The 18,719-nt window shown below is 73.3% G+C and carries 17 protein-coding genes and 2 tRNA genes; 10 read left to right on the top strand and 9 right to left on the bottom strand.

Annotated elements, in window-relative coordinates:
* The gene (locus AC4H2H_RS11295; protein WP_494370905.1) at positions 1 to 1,284 is read right to left on the bottom strand and encodes a heparan-alpha-glucosaminide N-acetyltransferase domain-containing protein; all 1,284 of its coding nucleotides are present in this window, start codon (positions 1,282 to 1,284) and stop codon (positions 1 to 3) included.
* Positions 1,285 to 1,435: 151 nt separating this feature from the next.
* Here AC4H2H_RS11295 and AC4H2H_RS11290 point away from each other — a divergent pair, with 151 nt between their 5' ends.
* Genes AC4H2H_RS11290 through AC4H2H_RS11270 form a run of 5 tightly spaced genes read left to right on the top strand, consistent with a single transcriptional unit; the run spans position 1,436 to position 5,693 of the window.
* Entirely contained in the window at positions 1,436 to 2,323 is an 888-nt protein-coding gene (locus AC4H2H_RS11290; protein WP_494370904.1) for a methyltransferase domain-containing protein, read from the top strand.
* A 42-nt stretch (positions 2,324 to 2,365) separates the two neighbouring features.
* On the top strand, positions 2,366 to 3,148 hold the full coding sequence (locus tag AC4H2H_RS11285; protein WP_494370903.1) for a fumarylacetoacetate hydrolase family protein: 783 nt from the start codon (positions 2,366 to 2,368) through the stop codon (positions 3,146 to 3,148).
* Positions 3,149 to 3,150: 2 nt separating this feature from the next.
* On the top strand, positions 3,151 to 3,396 hold the full coding sequence (locus tag AC4H2H_RS11280) for a hypothetical protein (RefSeq protein ID WP_494370902.1): 246 nt from the start codon (positions 3,151 to 3,153) through the stop codon (positions 3,394 to 3,396).
* 9 nt (positions 3,397 to 3,405) lie between these two features.
* A complete protein-coding gene (gene gltX / locus AC4H2H_RS11275) occupies positions 3,406 to 4,908 on the top strand; it encodes a glutamate--tRNA ligase (protein ID WP_494370901.1) in 1,503 nt (500 codons plus the stop codon).
* A complete protein-coding gene (locus tag AC4H2H_RS11270; RefSeq protein WP_494370900.1) occupies positions 4,905 to 5,693 on the top strand; it encodes an HAD family hydrolase in 789 nt (262 codons plus the stop codon). The genes gltX and AC4H2H_RS11270 overlap by 4 nt, the downstream gene beginning before the upstream one ends.
* A 112-nt stretch (positions 5,694 to 5,805) precedes the next feature.
* Here AC4H2H_RS11270 and AC4H2H_RS11265 read toward each other — a convergent pair whose 3' ends face one another.
* Positions 5,806 to 6,921 carry a YeiH family protein gene (locus tag AC4H2H_RS11265; protein ID WP_494370899.1) on the bottom strand — a complete coding sequence of 372 codons (1,116 nt, stop codon included), beginning with the start codon at positions 6,919 to 6,921 and terminating at the stop codon, positions 5,806 to 5,808.
* 70 nt (positions 6,922 to 6,991) lie between these two features.
* On the opposite strand from AC4H2H_RS11265, the gene AC4H2H_RS11260 reads away from it, so the two are divergent.
* Positions 6,992 to 7,921, top strand: coding sequence for a LysR family transcriptional regulator (locus AC4H2H_RS11260; protein ID WP_494370898.1), 930 nt, complete (start codon positions 6,992 to 6,994; stop codon positions 7,919 to 7,921).
* Positions 7,922 to 7,954: 33 nt separating this feature from the next.
* Here the strand turns inward: AC4H2H_RS11260 and AC4H2H_RS11255 are convergent, their stop codons facing one another.
* On the bottom strand, positions 7,955 to 8,650 hold the full coding sequence (locus AC4H2H_RS11255; RefSeq protein WP_494370897.1) for a hypothetical protein: 696 nt from the start codon (positions 8,648 to 8,650) through the stop codon (positions 7,955 to 7,957).
* Positions 8,651 to 8,931: 281 nt separating this feature from the next.
* On the opposite strand from AC4H2H_RS11255, the gene AC4H2H_RS11250 reads away from it, so the two are divergent.
* Both AC4H2H_RS11250 and AC4H2H_RS11245 read left to right on the top strand, forming a co-directional pair.
* Positions 8,932 to 9,003, top strand: a tRNA-Gln gene (locus AC4H2H_RS11250).
* Positions 9,004 to 9,104: 101 nt separating this feature from the next.
* A tRNA-Glu gene (locus AC4H2H_RS11245) sits at positions 9,105 to 9,177 on the top strand.
* A 93-nt stretch (positions 9,178 to 9,270) separates the two neighbouring features.
* On the opposite strand, the gene AC4H2H_RS11240 is transcribed toward AC4H2H_RS11245, so the two are convergent.
* The 3 genes from AC4H2H_RS11240 to AC4H2H_RS11230 form a co-directional block, all read right to left on the bottom strand.
* Positions 9,271 to 10,191: a PH domain-containing protein gene (locus tag AC4H2H_RS11240; RefSeq protein ID WP_494370896.1), complete on the bottom strand. Its 921-nt coding sequence runs from the start codon at positions 10,189 to 10,191 to the stop codon at positions 9,271 to 9,273.
* Positions 10,192 to 10,256: 65 nt separating this feature from the next.
* Complete coding sequence (locus tag AC4H2H_RS11235) at positions 10,257 to 10,424, bottom strand: hypothetical protein (RefSeq protein ID WP_494370895.1); 168 nt, start codon at positions 10,422 to 10,424, stop codon at positions 10,257 to 10,259.
* 170 nt (positions 10,425 to 10,594) lie between these two features.
* Positions 10,595 to 11,314 carry an IclR family transcriptional regulator gene (locus AC4H2H_RS11230; protein WP_024840729.1) on the bottom strand — a complete coding sequence of 240 codons (720 nt, stop codon included), beginning with the start codon at positions 11,312 to 11,314 and terminating at the stop codon, positions 10,595 to 10,597.
* Positions 11,315 to 11,494: 180 nt separating this feature from the next.
* On the opposite strand from AC4H2H_RS11230, the gene leuC reads away from it, so the two are divergent.
* Positions 11,495 to 12,976, top strand: coding sequence for a 3-isopropylmalate dehydratase large subunit (leuC, locus tag AC4H2H_RS11225; protein ID WP_494370939.1), 1,482 nt, complete (start codon positions 11,495 to 11,497; stop codon positions 12,974 to 12,976).
* A gap of 65 nt (positions 12,977 to 13,041) precedes the next feature.
* Positions 13,042 to 13,680 carry a 3-isopropylmalate dehydratase small subunit gene (gene leuD, locus AC4H2H_RS11220; protein ID WP_494370894.1) on the top strand — a complete coding sequence of 213 codons (639 nt, stop codon included), beginning with the start codon at positions 13,042 to 13,044 and terminating at the stop codon, positions 13,678 to 13,680.
* 295 nt (positions 13,681 to 13,975) lie between these two features.
* Here the strand turns inward: leuD and AC4H2H_RS11215 are convergent, their stop codons facing one another.
* The 3 genes from AC4H2H_RS11215 to AC4H2H_RS11205 form a co-directional block, all read right to left on the bottom strand.
* Positions 13,976 to 14,872, bottom strand: coding sequence for an LLM class flavin-dependent oxidoreductase (locus tag AC4H2H_RS11215; RefSeq protein WP_494370893.1), 897 nt, complete (start codon positions 14,870 to 14,872; stop codon positions 13,976 to 13,978).
* A gap of 128 nt (positions 14,873 to 15,000) precedes the next feature.
* Positions 15,001 to 15,984 carry a DUF808 domain-containing protein gene (locus tag AC4H2H_RS11210; RefSeq protein WP_494370892.1) on the bottom strand — a complete coding sequence of 328 codons (984 nt, stop codon included), beginning with the start codon at positions 15,982 to 15,984 and terminating at the stop codon, positions 15,001 to 15,003.
* Positions 15,985 to 16,109: 125 nt separating this feature from the next.
* Complete coding sequence (locus tag AC4H2H_RS11205) at positions 16,110 to 18,626, bottom strand: leucine--tRNA ligase (RefSeq protein ID WP_494370891.1); 2,517 nt, start codon at positions 18,624 to 18,626, stop codon at positions 16,110 to 16,112.
* Between the last annotated feature and the right edge of the window lie 93 nt (positions 18,627 to 18,719).

Genomic DNA, 18,719 nt, shown 5'->3' with positions numbered 1-18,719 from the left:
CTACGACGGCGCGTCCCCTCCCGCGGGTGGGGCGACGCCGTCGTCCCGGGCGGTGGGTCGCACCCCGGCCGGCGCACTGCCGGGGAAGCCGCGCGGCGCCGTCGTGACGCTCGACGCACGCGCGGCGACGGACGCGAAGAGGCGCTCGAGCGGGCCCCGCCCGAACGCCCAGCGCCACGCCGTGGCGACGGCGAGCGTCGCGAGGACGAGAGCCAGGAGCGGGCCGTTCGTCGTCTGCTCGAAGGCCTCGTCGCCCCACGACCACAGGACGACGATCTGCGCCGAGTACACCGACAGGGCCATCGCGCCGACGGCGGCGACGGGAGCGAGCACCCACCGGCCCACGCGGCCGACGAACAGGCACAGCCCCAGGACGGCGACGGCGAAACCGCCGGACCCGACCACCTCGGGCAGCGTGTCCGTGTGCGGGCCGGCGAGCCAGAGGTAGGCGCTCGTCGGCCATGGGGCGTCCCACCCGGGCGGGTCCGGTCGGTACGTGCTCGACCACGCCGCGGCCGCCTCCTCGACCGCCTGCGGCCCACCGAGCGGGTCGACGACGGCGGACGAGACGCCGTACCCGATCACCGCGGCGAGCAGGCCGCCGCTCACGAGCACGACCCGGACGGGCGTCGAGGACAGGTCGCAGCGCCCGATCGCGATCCCGACGAGCACGTACGCCATCCACACGATCGCGGGGTAGTGGCCGGAGAGGAGGAAGTCGGTGAACGCACCCGAGCCGTCCTCGGGCAGACGCAGTCCGCCGCGTGCCAACGCCTCGGACCCCCAGTAGGCGAGGACCGGGCCCACGACCGCGATCCCCGCCGCGAGCAGGACGAGGTCGCGGGGGCGCCAGTGCAGGAACGGCAGCGCAAGGACGAAGAAGGCGGCGTAGAAGCCCAGGATGAGCAGGACGCGCGTGCCGAGCAGGTCGAGCAGCGCGACCAGTCCCAGGAGCATGACCGCCCGGACCAGGATGCGCGTGCGGACCTGCAGAGCGGGCAGCCCGTCGACCGGCGTCCGGCCGCCCGAGACGATCGCGAGCGACACGCCCGCCACGAGCGCGAAGAGGATCGACGACCGACCGTGGGACAACGAGAGCCAGCCGGCGACCTCGCCGAAGTCGTCGGACGTGTACCCGACGTGCGCCGTGAACATGCCGAGGACGGCGATGCCGCGCGCGATGTCGACGCCCGCCACGCGACTCGGCCCGCCGAGCAGGAGCGCGGCGTGGCGTCGTGCGAATCCGCGGCGCGGGGAGGTCGTCGTGCCGGTGGCGGCCGTCATGGGGGGATTGTCCGCCGTCGGGTGCCGTTCGGCACCCTCGCGCCACGCCGTTCCTCGTCGCGTCCGCACGGCTGCGCCCGGTGCACGACCACGACGACCAGAGTGTGAGAACGGGGTCGAGAACGGTGCACGTCCGGCCTACGGTGCGGGTATGACGGAAACTCCTCACGGCGCGGACGTGGCCGCCGACCACCGCGACGCCCCCACCGGGGCGGGCAGCGACCCCTCGCACGAGTCCGAGTCGTACACGCACGGGCACCACGAGTCGGTGCTGCGCTCCCACCGGTGGCGCACCGCCGAGAACTCCGCGGGCTTCCTCCTGCCGCACCTCCTCGAGGGCATGAGCATCCTCGACGTGGGGTGCGGCCCGGCCACGGTCACCGTCGACCTCGCCGAGCGCGTTCCCGCCGGACGGGTCGTCGGCGTCGACGCGTCCGCCACCGTGCTCGACAGCGCGCGCGAGCTCGCCGCCCAGCGCAAGACCGGGAACATCGCGTTCCAGCAGGCCAACGCCTACGAGCTCCCGTTCGCGGACGGCACGTTCGACGTCGTCTACGCCCACCAGCTCCTGCAGCACCTGTCCGACCCGATCGCGGCTCTGCGCGAGATGCGGCGCGTCGCGAAGCCCGGTGGCCTGATCGCCGTGCGCGACGCCGACTACGCCGCCATGACCTGGTACCCCGAGTCCCCGGGCCTGACCGAGTGGAACACGCTCTATCACGAGGTCACGCACGCCTACGGCTTCGAGGCCGACGCCGGCCGTCGACTCTTCGCCTGGGTCCAGGAGGCCGGGTTCGACCCTGCCGGGATCGTCCCGACCGCGAGCACCTGGTGCTACGCGACGCCCCAGGACCGCACCTGGTGGGGCGGGCTCTGGGCGGAGCGCTGCGTCGCGTCGAACTTCGCCGTCCAGGCCAAGGAGTCGGCGCTCGCGGACGACGTCGCGCTCGAGCAGCTCGCGCAGGACTGGCTGCGCTGGGCCGAGGAGCCCGCGGGCTGGTTCGCGGTGCTCAACGGCGAGGTGCTCGCCCGGGCCTGAGCCCGGGCGGTCGCGCGGGCGTGGTGCGGATAGCCTGAGCCCGTGCGCATCGCGAGATTCACCACCGGAGACGACCCCCGCTACGCCCTCGTCCAGACGGAGGGGGACCGCACGTACCTCGCGGTCCTCACGGGTGACCCGCTGTACATGCCCGTCACGCCGACGGGCGAGCGGATCGAGCTGGGCGACGGGGTGCGCCTGCTCGCGCCGGTGATCCCGCGCTCCAAGATCGTCGCCGTCGGCCGCAACTACGCCGACCATGCGAAGGAGATGGGCAACGACGTCCCGTCGAGCCCGCTGCTGTTCCTCAAGCCGAACACGTCCGTCGTCGGCCCGGACGACCCCATCGTCCTGCCCGACTTCACGCAGGAGGTCTCGTACGAGGCCGAGCTCGCCGTCGTCATCGGGCGGCTCGCCAAGGACGTCACGCCCGAGGCCGCGCCGGGCTACGTGCTCGGCTACACCGTCGCGAACGACGTCACCGCGCGCGACGCGCAGCGCACCGACGGGCAGTGGGCCCGCGCCAAGGGCTTCGACTCCTCGTGCCCGCTCGGCCCGTGGATCGACACCGACCTCAACCCCGAGGACATCGGCGTCCGCAGCCGCGTCAACGGCGAGGTCAAGCAGGACGGCCGCACGAGCGACATGATCTTCGACATCCCGTTCCTCGTGTCGTACATCTCCGAGGCGATGACCCTCCTGCCCGGCGACGTCATCCTCACCGGGACGCCCGCCGGCGTCGGCCTGATGGACGCGGGCGACCGCGTCCAGTGCGAGGTCGAGGGGCTCGGCGTCCTGAGCAACCCGGTCGTGCGGCGGGGCTGACGATGCCGCCGGGACCGTTCCGCACCGTCGTCCGATGGATGGCGGCGTGCGCTGCGGTGCCGAGCATCCTCGTCGCGCTGCAGGCACTCGTCGTGACGATCGCGGGCGGGGCCGAGCCCGTGAGCGCGGCGGGCACCGCGATGCTCGGGATCGTGATGGTGGCCCCCGTCGGCGCTGTCGTCGGAACGGTGCTCGGCATCGTCCACGTCGCCGTCCGCGCACGGTGGCGGGCGCCGTCGGGCAACTAGGCTGGGGCCGTGATCCCCGCACCTGGTTCCTCGCCCGTCCGCGTCCGCTTCTGCCCGTCCCCGACCGGGACGCCGCACGTCGGTCTCATCCGCACCGCGCTGTTCAACTGGGCGTACGCGCGGCACGTGGGCGGCACGTTCGTCTTCCGCATCGAGGACACCGACGCCGCGCGCGACAGCGAGGAGAGCTACCAGCAGCTCCTCGACGCGCTGCGCTGGCTCGGGCTCGACTGGGACGAGGGCGTCGAGGTGGGCGGCCCGCACGCGCCGTACCGGCAGTCGCAGCGCGCGGACCTCTACCAGGACGTCGTCGCGCGGCTCGTCGAGGGCGGGTACGTGTACGAGTCGTTCTCGACCCCGGAGGAGTCCGACGCGCGCAACGCCGCGGCTGGGATCAAGACCAAGGGGTACGACAACTTCGACCGCACCCTCACCGACGAGCAGAAGGCCGCGTTCCGCGCCGAGGGCCGCGAGCCCGTCCTGCGCCTGCGGATGCCCGACGAGGACATCACCTTCACCGACCTCGTGCGCGGCGAGATCACGTTCAAGGCGGGCTCGGTGCCGGACTACGCGCTCGTGCGCGCGAACGGTCAGCCGCTCTACACGCTCGTCAACCCGGTCGACGACGCGCTCATGGGCATCACCCACGTCTTGCGCGGGGAGGACCTGCTGTCCTCCACGCCGCGCCAGATCGCGCTGTACCGGGCGCTGCTGGAGATCGGCGTCGCGCAGGTGATGCCGGAGTTCGGCCACCTGCCGTACGTCATGGGCGAGGGCAACAAGAAGCTCTCCAAGCGCGACCCCGAGTCGAACCTGTTCCTGCACCGCGAGCGCGGATTCACGCCCGAGGGCCTGCTCAACTACCTGGCGCTGCTCGGCTGGTCCATCTCGCCGGACAACGACATCTTCTCCGTCACTGAGATGGTCGAGGCGTTCGACGTCCACGACGTCCTGCCGAACCCCGCGCGCTTCGACCTCAAGAAGGCCGAGGCGATCAACGCGACGCACGTGCGCCTGCTCGCGCCCGAGGACTTCCGCGACCGGCTCGTCCCGTACCTGCACGCGGGCGGCCTCGTCCCGGCGGACTCGTTCGCCGACCTGTCGCCGCGCAACCAGGAGATCCTCACGGCGGCCGCGCCGCTCGTCCAGGAGCGCATGGTCCTGCTCGGGGAGTCGGTCGGGATGCTCGGCTTCCTCTTCACGGCCGACGACGCGCTCGTGGTCGAGGACGACGCGCGCGGCGCCCTGCGCGACGACGCGAAGGAGATCCTCACGGCCGCGATCACTGCGCTCGACGTGCTGCAGGACGGTGAGTTCGTCACCGCCGCGATCGAGGAGCGTCTGCGCGACGCGATCGTCGAGGGCATGGGCGTCAAGCCGCGCTTCGCGTTCACGCCGCTGCGCGTCGCGCTCACGGGCCGCCGGGTCTCCCCGCCGCTCTTCGAGTCGATGGAGCTGCTCGGCAAGGGCTCGACGCTGGAGCGCCTCGTGCGCCTGCGGGACGCGCTGTGACGGCGGCGGCCCCCGCGCCGATCGAGGGCGTCCTGTTCGACGTCGACGACACGCTCGTCGACACGCGCGCGGCGTTCGCCGAGGCGATCGCGGCGTCGTCGCGCGTCTGGCTGCCGCACCTGCCCGAGGAGCGGTACGACGAGGTCCTCGCGCTGTGGCGCTCCGACCCCAACGGCCACTACCGCGCGTACACGCGCGGCGAGGTCGACTTCGACGCGCAGCGCATGGCGCGCGCCAACGAGCTCCAGGCGACGTTCGGCGGCGAGCCGCTCGACGACGCCGCGTACGTGGACTGGAAAGACCTCTTCTGGGGCACGTTCGAAGCGTCGTGGACGGGTTTCGACGACGCGCGGCCGGCCGTCGACGCGCTCGCCGCCGCGGGGGTGAAGGTCGGGTCGCTGACGAACGCCCGGGTGGAGCTGCAGACGCGCAAGCTCGCCGCGGCGGGCCTGCCCGACGTCCCGCTGCTCGTCGGCGTGGACACCCTCGGGTTCGGCAAGCCCGACCCGCGCGTGTTCGCGGAGGCGTGCCGACTGCTCGGCACGGACCCGGCCCGCACGGCCTACGTCGGCGACGAGCTCGACGTCAACGCGCGCGCCGCGCTCGCGGCCGGCCTCGTCGGCGTCTGGCTCGACCGCCCCGGCACGCGCCGCGGCGGCCCGCACCCCGAGGACCCGGCGGCGGCCCGCGCGTCGGGCGTGCGCGTGGTCCACGGCCTGGCGGACCTCCCCGCGACGCTCGGCGTCCCGGCGGCGACCCACGTCGAGGCCCCCACGCCGAGGTAGAACCCCGGTCCGCCGAGATAGAACCCTGGTCATGACCAGGGTTCTACCTCGCGTGACCAGGGTTCTACCTCGCCGAGCCACCGGGCGGGCAGCTCGCGCGGCACGGTGGTGATCAGGTGAGGAGCAGGACGCCGACGAGGGCCGTCGTGGTGACGAGGAGCGCCGACAGGCCGCCGAGGACCAGGGCGCGGCGCCCGGTCCGTAGCAGGTAGGGGACGTCGACACCCAGCCCGAGCGCGAACATCGCGGCGACGAACGCGACCGTCGTCGCGGTCGCGAGCACGGCGAGCACGGGCGCCGGCACCACGCCGAGGCTGCGCAGGGCCACGGCGAGCACGAACCCGACGACGAACCACGGCACCGGGGCGACACGCGGTGCGGGCGCGGCTGCCAGGCTCCCCGTCCCGTCCGCATCACGCTCCGCAGGTGACCCCTCCTCGGCCGGGCCCCGGACCGCGCGTCGGGCACCACGGGCGACGACGACCCCGACCACCATGACGAGCGGCGCCAGCAGCGCGACCCGTGCGAGCTTGGCGACGGTCGCGGTCGCGAGCGCCGGGTCCGAGATGGTCCCGGCGGCCGTGACGACCTGGGCGACCTCCTGGACGCTCGCGCCGATCCAGAGCCCGGCCTGGTCGTCGGCGAGTCCGAGCGTCGACGCGAGCCAGGGCAGGGCGACGATCGCCAGGGTCCCGTAGACGGTGACGAGCGCGAGGGACGCCGCGACGCCGTCGTCGCCCTCCCGGACCTGGCCCGGCGACCGGCCGGGCCGCGACACGACCCCCTGCATCGCCGAGATCGCCGCCGCGCCGCACACGGAGAACCCGGTCGCGACGAGCAGCGTCGTGACCCGCGGGACGCGCAGCGCCCGTCCGATCGCGAGCGTGCCGGCGAACGTCACGGCCAGGGTGACGGTCACGACCACGAGGCCGCGCCAACCGAGCGCGAGCACCTCCGGCAGCGAGAGCTGGAACCCCAGCAGCACGACGCCGGTACGCAGGACCGTGCGCGACGTCCAGGCGATCCCGGGTCGGGTCGCGGCCACAGCCGGTGCGGCTCGACGCGTCGCGGCGACGCGGGCCAGCGCGGGCGCCACCAGCGCCCCGAGCACGAGCGCGACGACGAGCGGGGAGACCGTCGGCACGGCCCGGGCGCCGAGGAGGACCACCGCCGTCGCCGCGGCGACGAGGACGAGCCCGGGGACGAGCGGGCGCAAGGGACGGGCCATGCTCTCGAGCCTGAAGGTCGGCGGGCGCGCGCGGAAGGACGAGGTGCTTCACAAGCCATAGGCTGGGCCTATGCCCTCTCCGTCACGGGACCGCACCTCGCTCGGTGCGCTCGCCCTGCTCGTCGCGACCGACTCGCACGGGTCGATCAGTGCAGCGGCGCGCGCTCTCGGTGTCTCCCAGCCGACGGCGTCGGCCGGTCTGCGGGCGCTCGAGCGGCGCCTCGGGCTGGACCTGCTCGAGCGCACGACGCGCGGCGCCCGCCTCACGGAGACGGGTCGCGCGACCGCGGCGTGGGCACGTGAGGTCATCGAGGCCTCCGACCGCTTCGAGACCTCCGTCGTGTCCCTCCGGGAGGCGCCCACGACGCGGGTCCGGGTCGCGGCGAGCCTGACCGTCGCCGAGTATCTCGCGCCGCGCTGGCTGGCGCGGCTCGCGCTCACCGAGCCCGGTGCCGGGGGAGCGCCCGACGTCGAGCTCGTGGTGCGCAACTCCCGCGAGGTGACGGACCTCGTCCTCGACGGCGGCGTCGAGCTGGGGTTCGTCGAGAGCGCGACCCTGCGTCGCGGGCTGCGGAGCCGGACCGTCGCGCACGACCGGCTCGTCGTCGTCGTCGGCCCCGGCCACCGGTGGGCGCGCCGCAGCGCGCTGCGCGTCGACGAGCTGCTCGCCGGAGGGCTGGTCGTGCGCGAGCGCGGCTCCGGGACGCGCGAGACGCTCGAGCGGGGGCTGGCCGCGCTCGACGAGCGACTGCCCGACCATCTGCCCTACCTCGGCTCGACCGCGGCGCTCAAGACGGCCGTGCAGCACGGCGGCGCCGTCGCGGTGCTCTCCAGCCTCGCCGTCGCGGACGACGTGGCGCGCGGGGCGCTCGTGCGGGTCGCGGTCCCGGGGCTCGAGCTCGACCGCAGGCTGCGCATGGTCTGGAAGGACGGGACGGCGCTCTCGGCGCCCGCGCGGCGCATCGCGGCCGCTGCAGCGGCGTCGTCGGGGTGGCCGTAGGGCCCGGTGAGCGCCTCGGTCGTGGTAGCCCCCTCAGAGCACGGTCGCGTCCCAGCGCCAGCGCGTGAGGCGCTCGCGACCCTCGAGCGCGCCGCGCCCCGTCGCCCAGAGCAGGACGAGGTCGGGGTCCTCGCCGGGGAGCGGAGACGCCCCCGGGAAGAGGCGTGCGAGCACGCGCGCCGCGAGGCCCTCGGGGAACGGCGTGTGCTCGCCCGTGAGCCCGAGGAGCACGTCGTGCCCGTGCACGAGGACCTCGACGGCGCCCATCGCGGCGAAGCCCTCGGGGTCCGCGAGGCCGTACGGATGGTACGCGCGGACATGGTCGGGGCGGGTCTCCGCGAGCGAAGCCAGGAGCTCGGCACCACCGACGAGGGCCTCGGCGAGCCCGGGCGTGCCGGACGCGCGGTCGACGTGCGCGATCTCGTCCTCGCCCCGAGGGCCGACGAGCGGGACGTAGGCGAGCCGGGGGAGCGCCGCGAGCTGCATCGCGTACGCCAGCAGGTCGTCGACGACGTGCTCGGCGGTGGTCCAGCACGACCACCGCACCGGGCCCGCCTGGGCGTCGAAGGCGTCAGTCGGGTGGGCGACGAGCCGATCCACGAGCCAGCGGGCGGCGACGCGGACGTCGTCACCCGTGACGCTCTCGCGGACGGACGCCGGACCACCGTCCTCGACGGAGGCGGCGAAGTCGGTGCGGGAGCCCGGGTCCGGAGCGTGTGCGGGAGCCATGGTCACGACGCTGCCAGACGAGACCCGGTCCGTCGAGGGGCCGTGCCGGACGATGGTCCTACGGGATGGACCTACGGGATGGACCTACCCGGATGGTCCGAGCGGCCGGACGGGCGGCGGTCGAAGGGCGAGGCTGACCAGCGGGTCCGCGAGCGGCGCATTTGGTCTCGGTCCCGACGTCCGGTAATGTTCTCGCCCGGTGAGACCTCCACAAGAGGGAGTCAGGGGACCGGTGAATTCCGGTCCGATCGACCCCCTCCACGACGGCGGTCCTACCCCCATGGGGTATGGTGTAATTGGCAGCACGAGTGATTCTGGTTCACTTAGTCTAGGTTCGAGTCCTGGTACCCCAGCGAAGAGCTCCGGCTCTTGCAACGAGCGGTCAGAACCGCGCCGAGCATGAGGTAGAGTTCTCACCGGAGAAACGGCCCGGCAACGGACCAGAGCTCCACAGGCCCCCATCGTCTAGCGGCCTAGGACGTCGCCCTCTCACGGCGGTAACACGGGTTCAAATCCCGTTGGGGGTACAGAGGAAGGCCCGGTCACCACACGGTGACCGGGCCTTCGTCGTTCCGTCTGGTCGTTCCCTGCTCGTCGGCGCGGCTCGCCGGCGTGTCTCGTCAGGGGGCCTCGTCGCGCCCCGGGCCCGGCTCGTACGGCTTGGGGACCGGGGTCGCGATCGGACGGGGGTGGACCACCGGCACGTACGTCGCGCGGTGCTCGCCGGACACGGCCCAGCCACGCTCGTCGTCGTCGTGGCGCACTGCCGGGTAGTGCCCCGCCCCGTGATGCCCGGCATCCTTGCGGCCGCTCACCTCGATGGGCTGGGTCGGCCCGCTCGACTTCCCGGCGGCACGTTCGGCTCGACCGGGGACGACCACTACCGGTTCGTCACCGCGGGCGGGTGCGGGCGGCACGGGCGGTGCCGGCGCGACGTCGGACGGCGTGCGCCCGTCCCACGCCGGAGCGGGTGGGACAGGCGAGGGCTCGGCGGGGCGTCGAGGTGCGTCGGCCGCCGGCGTGGCCGGGGCGACCGAGACGGGTGGTTGCTGCGGGATGCCAGCCGGCGCCGATGGAGGGAAGCCGGGCCGCCCGGACGCCCCGCCCTGGCCGAAGAGCGTGTCGCAGAGCTTGCGGTACGTCGCGTCGGGGCGAGACACCCAGTCGATCTGGCGCAGCGCCTGGTCCTGGCCCGCCGACTCGAGCAGGAACTGGCCGTAGCCGAGGAACCGCCCGAGCAGCGACCGCCCGTAGTTCATGTCGGTGACCTTGGTGAGCGGCATCATCGCGACCTTGTGCGTGATCAGCCCGTAGAGCAGGAGGAGCCGCTTGTCCGTGGCGACGAACCACTCGTTGCGCCACTCGAAGACCTTCCACACCAGCCGCGCGGCGAGGATCAGCCAGAGCCACCACAGGACGAGGACGCCGTCGCCGACCGCGGGACCGGCCTGCGCGACGAGCCACCCGATGACCAGGGCTCCGGCCACGGTCGTGGCCACCGGCTCGACGAGCATCCCCCAGTGGTGCCGCGTCGCGATCACGACCCGTTCACCGCTCAGCACGTAGCGTTCGAGGATCCTGCTCCGGGGGCCGCCGAGAGCCACGGTCAGTCCAGGAGCGAGTTGAAGAACTGCCCGATGGAGCGGAAGGCGCCGAGGATGACGTCCCAGATGCCTTCGACGATGTCGGCCGCGCGGTCGGGGCTCTTGATCACCGCGTAGACGACGAAGATCACCAGGACCCAGATCAGGATCATCTTCGCCTTGGGATGCATCGGGACTCCTCGCGGTTCTGAGGTCGGTCAGGACGAGCGCCCCCTGCGCACGCCAGGCCGCACGGGTCGTTCAGCACGCACAGCATGGCAGCAGACCGTGTCATTTTGACAGTGCCCGTCCCGTTTGCGCCCGCGGCGCGCCGAGGACCGCCCGGACGGGACGGCGTCGATCACTCGCCGGCGCGGCGCAGCACCTCGGTGAGACGGTTCGCGGCAGCGACGACCGACCCGGAGTGCAGGCGACCGGGCTGGCGGCTCAGGCGCTCGACCGGGCCCGAGATGGAGACGGCGGCGACGACGCGCCCGGACGGCCCGCGCACGGGCGCCGAGACCGAGGCGACCCCCAGCTCGCGCTCGGAGACGGACTGGGCCCAGCCGCGGCGTCGGACACCGGAGAGGATGGTCGCCGTGAAGACGGCCTCGCGCAGCCCGCGGTGGAGCCGGTCGGGCTCCTCCCAGGCGAGCAGGATCTGGGCGGCGGAGCCCGCGTTCATCGTGAGGGTCGCGCCCACCGGGATGGAGTCACGCAGGCCGACCGGCCGCTCGGCCGCGGCGACGCAGATGCGGTGGTCGCCCTGGCGGCGGTAGAGCTGGGCGCTCTCGCCCGTGTGGTCGCGCAGCGCGGTGAGCACCGGGTTCGCGGCGGCCAGCAGGCGGTCCTCACCGGCGGCGGTGGCAAGCTCGTTGAGCCGCGGGCCGAGCACGAACCGGCCCTGCATGTCACGCGCGACCATGCGGTGGTGCTCGAGCGCGACGGCGAGGCGGTGCGCCGTCGGACGGGCGAGGCCCGTGGCCGTGACGAGCTGGGCCAGGGTGGCCGGTCCGGACTCCAGGGCGCCCAGGACGGAGGCCGCCTTGTCCAGCACGCCGACTCCGCTAGTATTGTCCATAGGTCGATATTGACGTCTCATGCTCTGAGATGCAAGCCGGAGCTGAGATGCAGGTCCGGCACGGATGTTCCACCCGCTGGACGTTCTCCCCGACGGGGCGCCGGAGGACGGACGATCGACCCAGACGGCCCGCCGTGCCCCCGCGGAGGTGCCGTGACAGACGACGAGGAGATGAGCAACATGGCCGGCACGCTGGCAGAGAAGGTCTGGGACGCGCACCTGGTGCGGCGAGGCACCGACGGGTCGCCCGACCTCCTCTACATCGACCTCCACCTCGTGCACGAGGTCACCAGCCCCCAGGCGTTCGAGGGCCTGCGGCTCGCGGGCCGTCCGGTCCGCCGCCCTGACCTCACCATCGCGACCGAGGACCACAACACCCCGACGCTCGACATCGACCTGCCGATCGCGGACCTCACGAGCCGCACCCAGATCGACACGCTGCGTGACAACGCGCGCGAGTTCGGCGTCCGGATCCACTCGCTCGGTGACGCCGACCAGGGCATCGTGCACCAGGTCGGGCCGCAGCTCGGCCTGACGATGCCCGGCCTGACGGTGGTATGCGGCGACTCGCACACCTCGACGCACGGCGCGTTCGGCGCGCTCGCGTTCGGCATCGGCACGTCCGAGGTCGAGCACGTCCTCGCCACGCAGACCCTGCCGCTCGCGCCGTTCAAGACCATGGCGATCAACGTCGACGGCGAGCTCCCGCCGGGCGCCACGAGCAAGGACATCATCCTCGCGATCATCGCCAAGATCGGTACCGGCGGTGGCCAGGGCTACGTCCTGGAGTACCGCGGCGAGGCCATCCGCACGCTCTCCATGGAGGCGCGGATGACGATCTGCAACATGTCGATCGAGGCCGGTGCGCGCGCGGGCATGATCGCTCCGGACGACACGACGTTCGAGTACCTCAAGGGCCGCCCGCACGCGCCCGAGGGCGCCGACTGGGACGCCGCCGTCGAGTACTGGCGCACGCTGCGCTCGGACGACGACGCCGTCTTCGACACCGAGGTCACGCTCCAGGCGTCCGACCTCGAGCCGTTCGTCACGTGGGGGACCAACCCCGGCCAGGGCCTGCCCATCTCGGCGACCGTGCCCGTCCCCGAGCAGATCGCCGACGAGAACGAGCGCGTCGCCGCCGAGCGCGCCATCGAGTACATGGGCCTGGTGCCCGGCCAGCCGTTGCGCGAGATCCCGGTCGACACGGTCTTCATCGGGTCGTGCACCAACGGCCGCATCGAGGACCTGCGTTCGGTCGCCAAGGTCGTCCAGGGCAAGCGGAAGGCCGACAGCGTCCGCGTGCTCGTCGTCCCGGCCTCCGCGCGCGTGCGCCTCCAGGCCGAGGCCGAGGGGCTCGACAAGATCTTCCTCGACTTCGGTGCCGAGTGGCGCAACGCCGGCTGCTCGATGTGCCTCGGCATGAACCCTGACCAGCTCCAGCCGGGCGAGCGTGCCGCGTCGACCTCGAACCGCAACTTCGAGGGTCGCCAGGGCAAGGGCGGGCGCACGCACCTCGTGTCCCCGCTCGTCGCCGCCGCCACCGCGCTCCGGGGAACGCTGTCGTCGCTCAGCGACCTCGACCTGCCCGAGGGCACCGACATCACGTCCTTCGACGGCACCCCGCTCGCGCCGCTCGACCCGCGCGTCCTCGTGCAGGTCTGAACGACAGCACCGCGCTGAGCGCACGCCCGCCCCGTCGCCCCCGAAGACTCGAAGAGGTTCCTGCCATGGAGAAGTTCACGACCCACACCGGCGTCGGCGTCCCGCTGCGCCGCAGCAACGTCGACACCGACCAGATCATCCCCGCCGTCTACCTCAAGCGCGTCACGCGCACCGGGTTCGAGGACGCGCTGTTCGCGGCGTGGCGCGGCGACCCCACGTTCGTCCTCAACCAGGACGCGTACCGCACCGGCTCCGTGCTCGTCGCCGGCCCCGACTTCGGCACCGGCTCGTCGCGCGAGCACGCCGTGTGGGCGCTCAAGGACTACGGCTTCCGCGTCGTCCTCGCGTCGCGCTTCGCGGACATCTTCCGCGGCAACTCCGGCAAGCAGGGCCTCGTCGCCGGCATCGTCGCGCAGGAGGACATCGAGCTCCTCTGGAAGATCCTCGAGACCAACCCCGGCACCGAGGTGACCGTCGACCTCGTCGCACGCACCGCCTCCGCGCAGGACATCACCGTGCCGTTCCAGATCGACGACTACACGCGCTGGCGCCTCATGGAGGGTCTCGACGACATCGGCCTGACCCTCAAGCACGCCGACGAGATCTCCGCGTTCGAGGCGACACGTGCGTCGTGGCGGCCGAAGACGCTGCCGGCGAAGACGCTGCCGAAGGTCGAGATCGAGGCGGCTCGCCCCGTCGGCTGAGAGGTTCTACGGCTTGGGGGCGGGCCCTGGGGAGGTGGCGACGGGTCTACCATCCGCAGGGCTCGTCCCTCGCCCTGCTCCCGCCAGGCCCACCACGACCCGTCGCCACCTCCCCAGCACCCGCCCGTGGTCGTGTCACCGACACGTCGGTCGTGATGATCGGGTCGACGGCGCTCCTCGTCGTGGTCGTCCGTCTCGCCGTCGCGACGGGGTGACTGGTTCAACGGAGACGACGGCGGTCCGTGCCCCGAGCGTCCGGCTCGCCGGGGTTCTCGCCGAACCAGGGCGTGCGCCGTCAGGGGCGCGGGGGTCCGGCGTGGATCGCTTCGAGCAGTGACTCGGGTGTCGCGGTGTCGGGGTTCCAGCGGGACTCGACCCACCAGGTGGCGCCCGCGTCGGCGAGGCCGGCGAGCTGGTCTTGCGCTGCTGGTCGGTCGGTCGGGAGCTCGCCCTGGACGACGACGTCGAACGGGCGCGTCGCGTCGATGCCCAGCTCTGCGCGGCGGGTGGCGAGCCACGCGACCAGGGCGGAGACGTCGTCGGGCGTGGGGACGTCGAAGCCGCGGTCCCCGCGGAGCTGGAGGACGATCCCGTCGGCGCGCAGCGTGCGGTCGAGCGAGCGCAGCGGTGGGCGCTCGGCGTCCCAGACGCCGACCGGCCAGACCGGGATGCGGTGGTCGACGGCCGCACGCTCGACCGGGCGGGGGAGGAACAGCATCTCGCCCGTCTCGACGTGGGTGCCGGTGAAGCTGAACGGCTCGCCTGACCAGGCGCGGTCGAGGTAGGCGAGGGCGTCGTCGAGCAGCTCGGCGCGCTCGCGCAGGGCCTGGGGCTGGCCGGGGACGGCGGAGAAGCCGCCGTCGTCGAGCACGCCCACACCTACGGGCAGGACGAGACGCCCGCCGGAGAGGTGGTCGACCGTCAGCGTCTGCCGCACGACCTCCCACGGCTTGCGGCGCGGCAGCGCGAACACCATCGCGCCGAGCGTGATCCGCTGTGTGCGTACGGCGGCGGCCGCGAGGATCGCCCACGGGTCGAACGTGTCGACCGGCATCGACAGCAGGCTGAGGCCGTCCCACGAGAAGAAGCCGTCCCAGCCTGCTTGCTCGGCCCCCACCGCCATGTCGACCACCTGCGTGGCGGAGCCGAAACTCCCGACCACCCCGACCTGGATCCCCGTCGATGTACTCATGGACCCGACGCTACGACCCCCCACCGACACCCGCTGAGTGCATGAAATAGTCGCGGTCGAATCGATCCGACCGCGACTATTTCATGCACTCAGCGATTGGTGAGCGACGCGGAGCGTGGGCCGGGCGGTCAGTCCTCGGTGGGTGCCTGCTCGGGGGCCGGCTCCTCGGTCGCCGCCGGTGCGGTGTGCTTGCGGCGGGGGATCAGGTGCAGGACGGCGACGACGATCCCGCCGACGACGATGCCGATGATCGCCGACCCGAGGGTGTCGACGAACCACGCGAGGACGCCGCCGATGCCGGGCACCCCGACGACGCCGTCCTCGAGGTGGTGGAGCAGTTCGTACGGCGCGTGCCAGCCGAGGTCGTTGGCCCCCTGCAGCAGGATGTGCCCGCCGACCCACAGCATCGCGATGATGCCGACGAACGAGATGACCGCCATGACCTTGGGCATCGCGCCCACGAGGCCGCGCCCGAAGGACTGGACCCATCCGGTCCGCCGCCCGGCGAGGTGAAGGCCGACGTCGTCCATCTTCACGATGAGCGCCACGATCCCGTAGACCACGCCGGTGATGAGGAACGCCACGACGACGAGGATGATCAGGCGCGACCAGAACCCCTCCGACGCCACCTCGTTGAGCGCGATGACCATGATCTCGGCGCTGAGGATGAAGTCGGTACGGACGGCGCTCGACACGACGGTGTCCTCGTCGACGGCCTTCTTCTCCGCCTTGTCCGCGACCTCGGCGTGGTGCTTGCCGGAGACCAGCTCCCACACCTTCTCCGCACCCTCGAACGCGAGGTACGTCCCGCCCAGCATGAGGAGCGGCGTGAGCAGGAAGGGCAGGAACTCGCTCAGCAGGAGGATCGCCGGGAGGATGAAGAGCAGCTTGTTCCGCAGCGAGCCGACGGCGATGCGCTTGATGACGGGCAGCTCGCGCTTCGCGGCGAGGCCCTCGACGTAGCGCGGGGTGACGGCGGTGTCGTCGATGACGACGCCCGTCGCCTTGGCGCTGGCGCGGCCCGCGGCCGCCCCGACGTCGTCGATGGAGGCGGCCGCAAGCTTGGCGAACGCGGCGATGTCGTCGAGCAGGGCGGCGAGGCCGACGGCCATGGGAGTCTCCGGTGCGCGGACCCGGGGCGCCGCGATCGGGTCCGCCGGTCGTGTCGGGACGCGGCCGCAGCATCGTATCGGTCGCGTCCCGGCCCGCGCTCCCGGGTCCGCCCGCCGGCCGCTCGTCAGGAGGTCGCAGGGCGCGTGACGACGTTCACCACGTGCGGCGCACGCACGACGACGCGCACCACCTCGCGCCCCGTCGTCGCCCGGGCGACCCCCGCGGTGGCGAGGGCGAGGTCCTCCAGCGCGCGCTCGTCGACGTCGGGGGAGACGCGCACCCGGGCACGCACCTTCCCGTCGACCTGGGCGACCGCCTCGACCTCGTCCGCGACGAGCAGCACGGGGTCGACGTCCGGCCAGCCGGCCTCGGCCACCGACGGCTCGCGGCCGAGGCGTCGCCACGACTCTTCGGCGGTGTGCGGGGCGAAGAGGCTCAGCAGCACGGCGACCGTCTCGGCGGCCTCACGGACCGCACTGGCGTGCGCGGATCCGTCCTCGCCCGGTCCGGGCCTGGACTCGAACGCCCGTCGAGCGGCCGTGACGAGCTCCATGATGCGCGCGACGACGACGTTGAACCGGCCCCGGTCGAGCAGCTCCTGCGCCTCGTGCACCGTCCGGTGCGTCGTGCGGCGCAGCGCGTGCGCCCGCGATCCGGGCGCCACGGTGTCGAGCGGGTCGGAGTCGGGCGTCCCCGGCCTCGCGGCCCGCCCGACGGCGTCCGCGAGCCGCAGCACGCGCGCGCAGAACCGCTGCATCGCGCCCGGGTCGACGTCGGCCCAGTCCACGTCGTCCTCCGGTGGGCCCGCGAACACCATCGCGAGGCGCACGGCGTCCGCGCCGTGCCGGTCGAGCTGCTCGCCCAGGTCGACGCCGTTGCCGAGCGACTTGCTCATGGCCCGGCCGCCGTTCAGGACCTGGCCCTGGTTGAGCAGCGTGGCGAACGGCTCCACGACGTCGACCAGCCCGAGGTCGTGCAGGAACTTCGTGACGAACCGGCTGTACAGCAGGTGCAGGATCGCGTGCTCGACGCCGCCCACGTACTGCGCCGCGGGCATCCACCGGCGGGCGTCCTCGGGGCGGAACGGGACGTCGTCGGGCGCGCCCTCGCCGCCCAGTGAGCAGTACCGCAGGAAGTACCAGGACGAGTCGACGAACGTGTCGAGCGTGTCCGGGTCACGCTCCGCGTCGGCGCCGCAGCGCAGGCACGGCACACGGCGCCACGCGTCGGCGGCGGGGGACGCGAGCGGCGAACGGCCGCGGGGGAGCAGGTCGTCGCCCGCGAGATCGGGCAGCCGGACGGGCAGCTCGTCGTCCGGCACGGGCACGACGCCGCACGCCGGGCAGTGCACGACGGGCACCGGGGCGCCCCAGTAGCGCTGGCGCGAGACCAGCCAGTCGCGCAGCCGGTACGACGTCGCGCGCTCGCCCGAGCCGTCGGCCTCCAGCCGGGCGATCGCGTCCTCGACGTCGGACCACGTCTCGCCCGATCCCGCGGGCAGTCCGTGCGCGGCGGCGAACCGGGCGTCGCGGTCGTCGTGCGCGGGCACGCCCATGACGGCGCCCGTCCCGTAGCCGGGCAGCACGTGGTCGGTCGCCCAGAGGGGCTGACGCTCGCCGGTGACGGGGTGGCGGACCCACGCCCCGAGGAACGTCCCGGCGCTCGGGCGCTGGGCGTTCGTCCGCTCGATCTCGCCCGACGCCAGAGCGGACTCGCGGTGCCGCGCGAGCGCGTCCGCGTGCTCGGGCGCGCGCAGCGCGCTCGCGAGCGGACCGTCCGGCGCGACGGCGACGAACGTCGCCCCGGGCAGCGTGTCAGGGCGCGTCGTGAAGACCTCGACGTGCGACGGACGACCACCCGCCCCGGGCGAGCCGGTCGGCGCGGGGCGCGGACCGCCGTCGGGCACGACCTCGAAGCGCACGCGGGCGCCCGCGCTGCGCCCGATCCAGTTCCGCTGCATCGTCAGCACGCGCGCCGGCCACGCGCCCTCGAGCGCGTCCATGTCCTCGAGCAGCCGGTCCGCGTACGCCGTGACGCGCACGAACCACTGCGTGAGCTCGCGCTGCACGACGACCGCCCCGCACCGCTCGCACCGTCCGCCCACGACCTGTTCGTTGGCGAGCACGGTCTGGTCGGCCGGGCACCAGTTCACCGGGGCGGTCGCGCGGTACGCGAGCCCGCGCTCCAGCAGGCGCAGGAACAGCCACTGCGTCCAGCGGGAGTACTCGGGCCGGTGGGTCTCCAGGCGGCGCGACCAGTCGAACGACACCCCGTACCGGTGGGCGGTCGCGGCCTGCGTCGCGATGTTGGTCTCGGTGAAGACCGCGGGGTTCTCGCCGCGGCGGATCGCCGCGTTCTCGGCGGGCAGCCCGAACGAGTCCCAGCCGATCGGGTTGAGCACGTCGTACCCGCGTAGTCGCCAGTACCGCGCGACGACGTCCTCGAGCGCGAACACCTCGGCGTGACCCATGTGCAGGTCGCCGGACGGGTACGGGAACATCGTCAGCAGGTAGCGGCGGGGGCGCGCGCCATCGTCGCGTGCGCGGAACGTCCCGTGCTCGGCCCAGTACCGCTGCCAGCGGTCCTCGATCTGACGGGTCGACGGGGGAGTGGCGGGGTGGGTTGGGTGTGCGGCGTCCACGGTGAGGCTCCTCGAAAAGGTGGGCTTCGTCGTCGGGCACTCGCCTGAGCCGCGGGGACGCGCAGGCACCGCCGCGCTGAGCGTGCCCGCCCG

The organism is Cellulosimicrobium sp. BMG9.22 (assembly GCF_059159975.1).
This window is presented reverse-complemented; position numbering and strand designations above follow the sequence as displayed.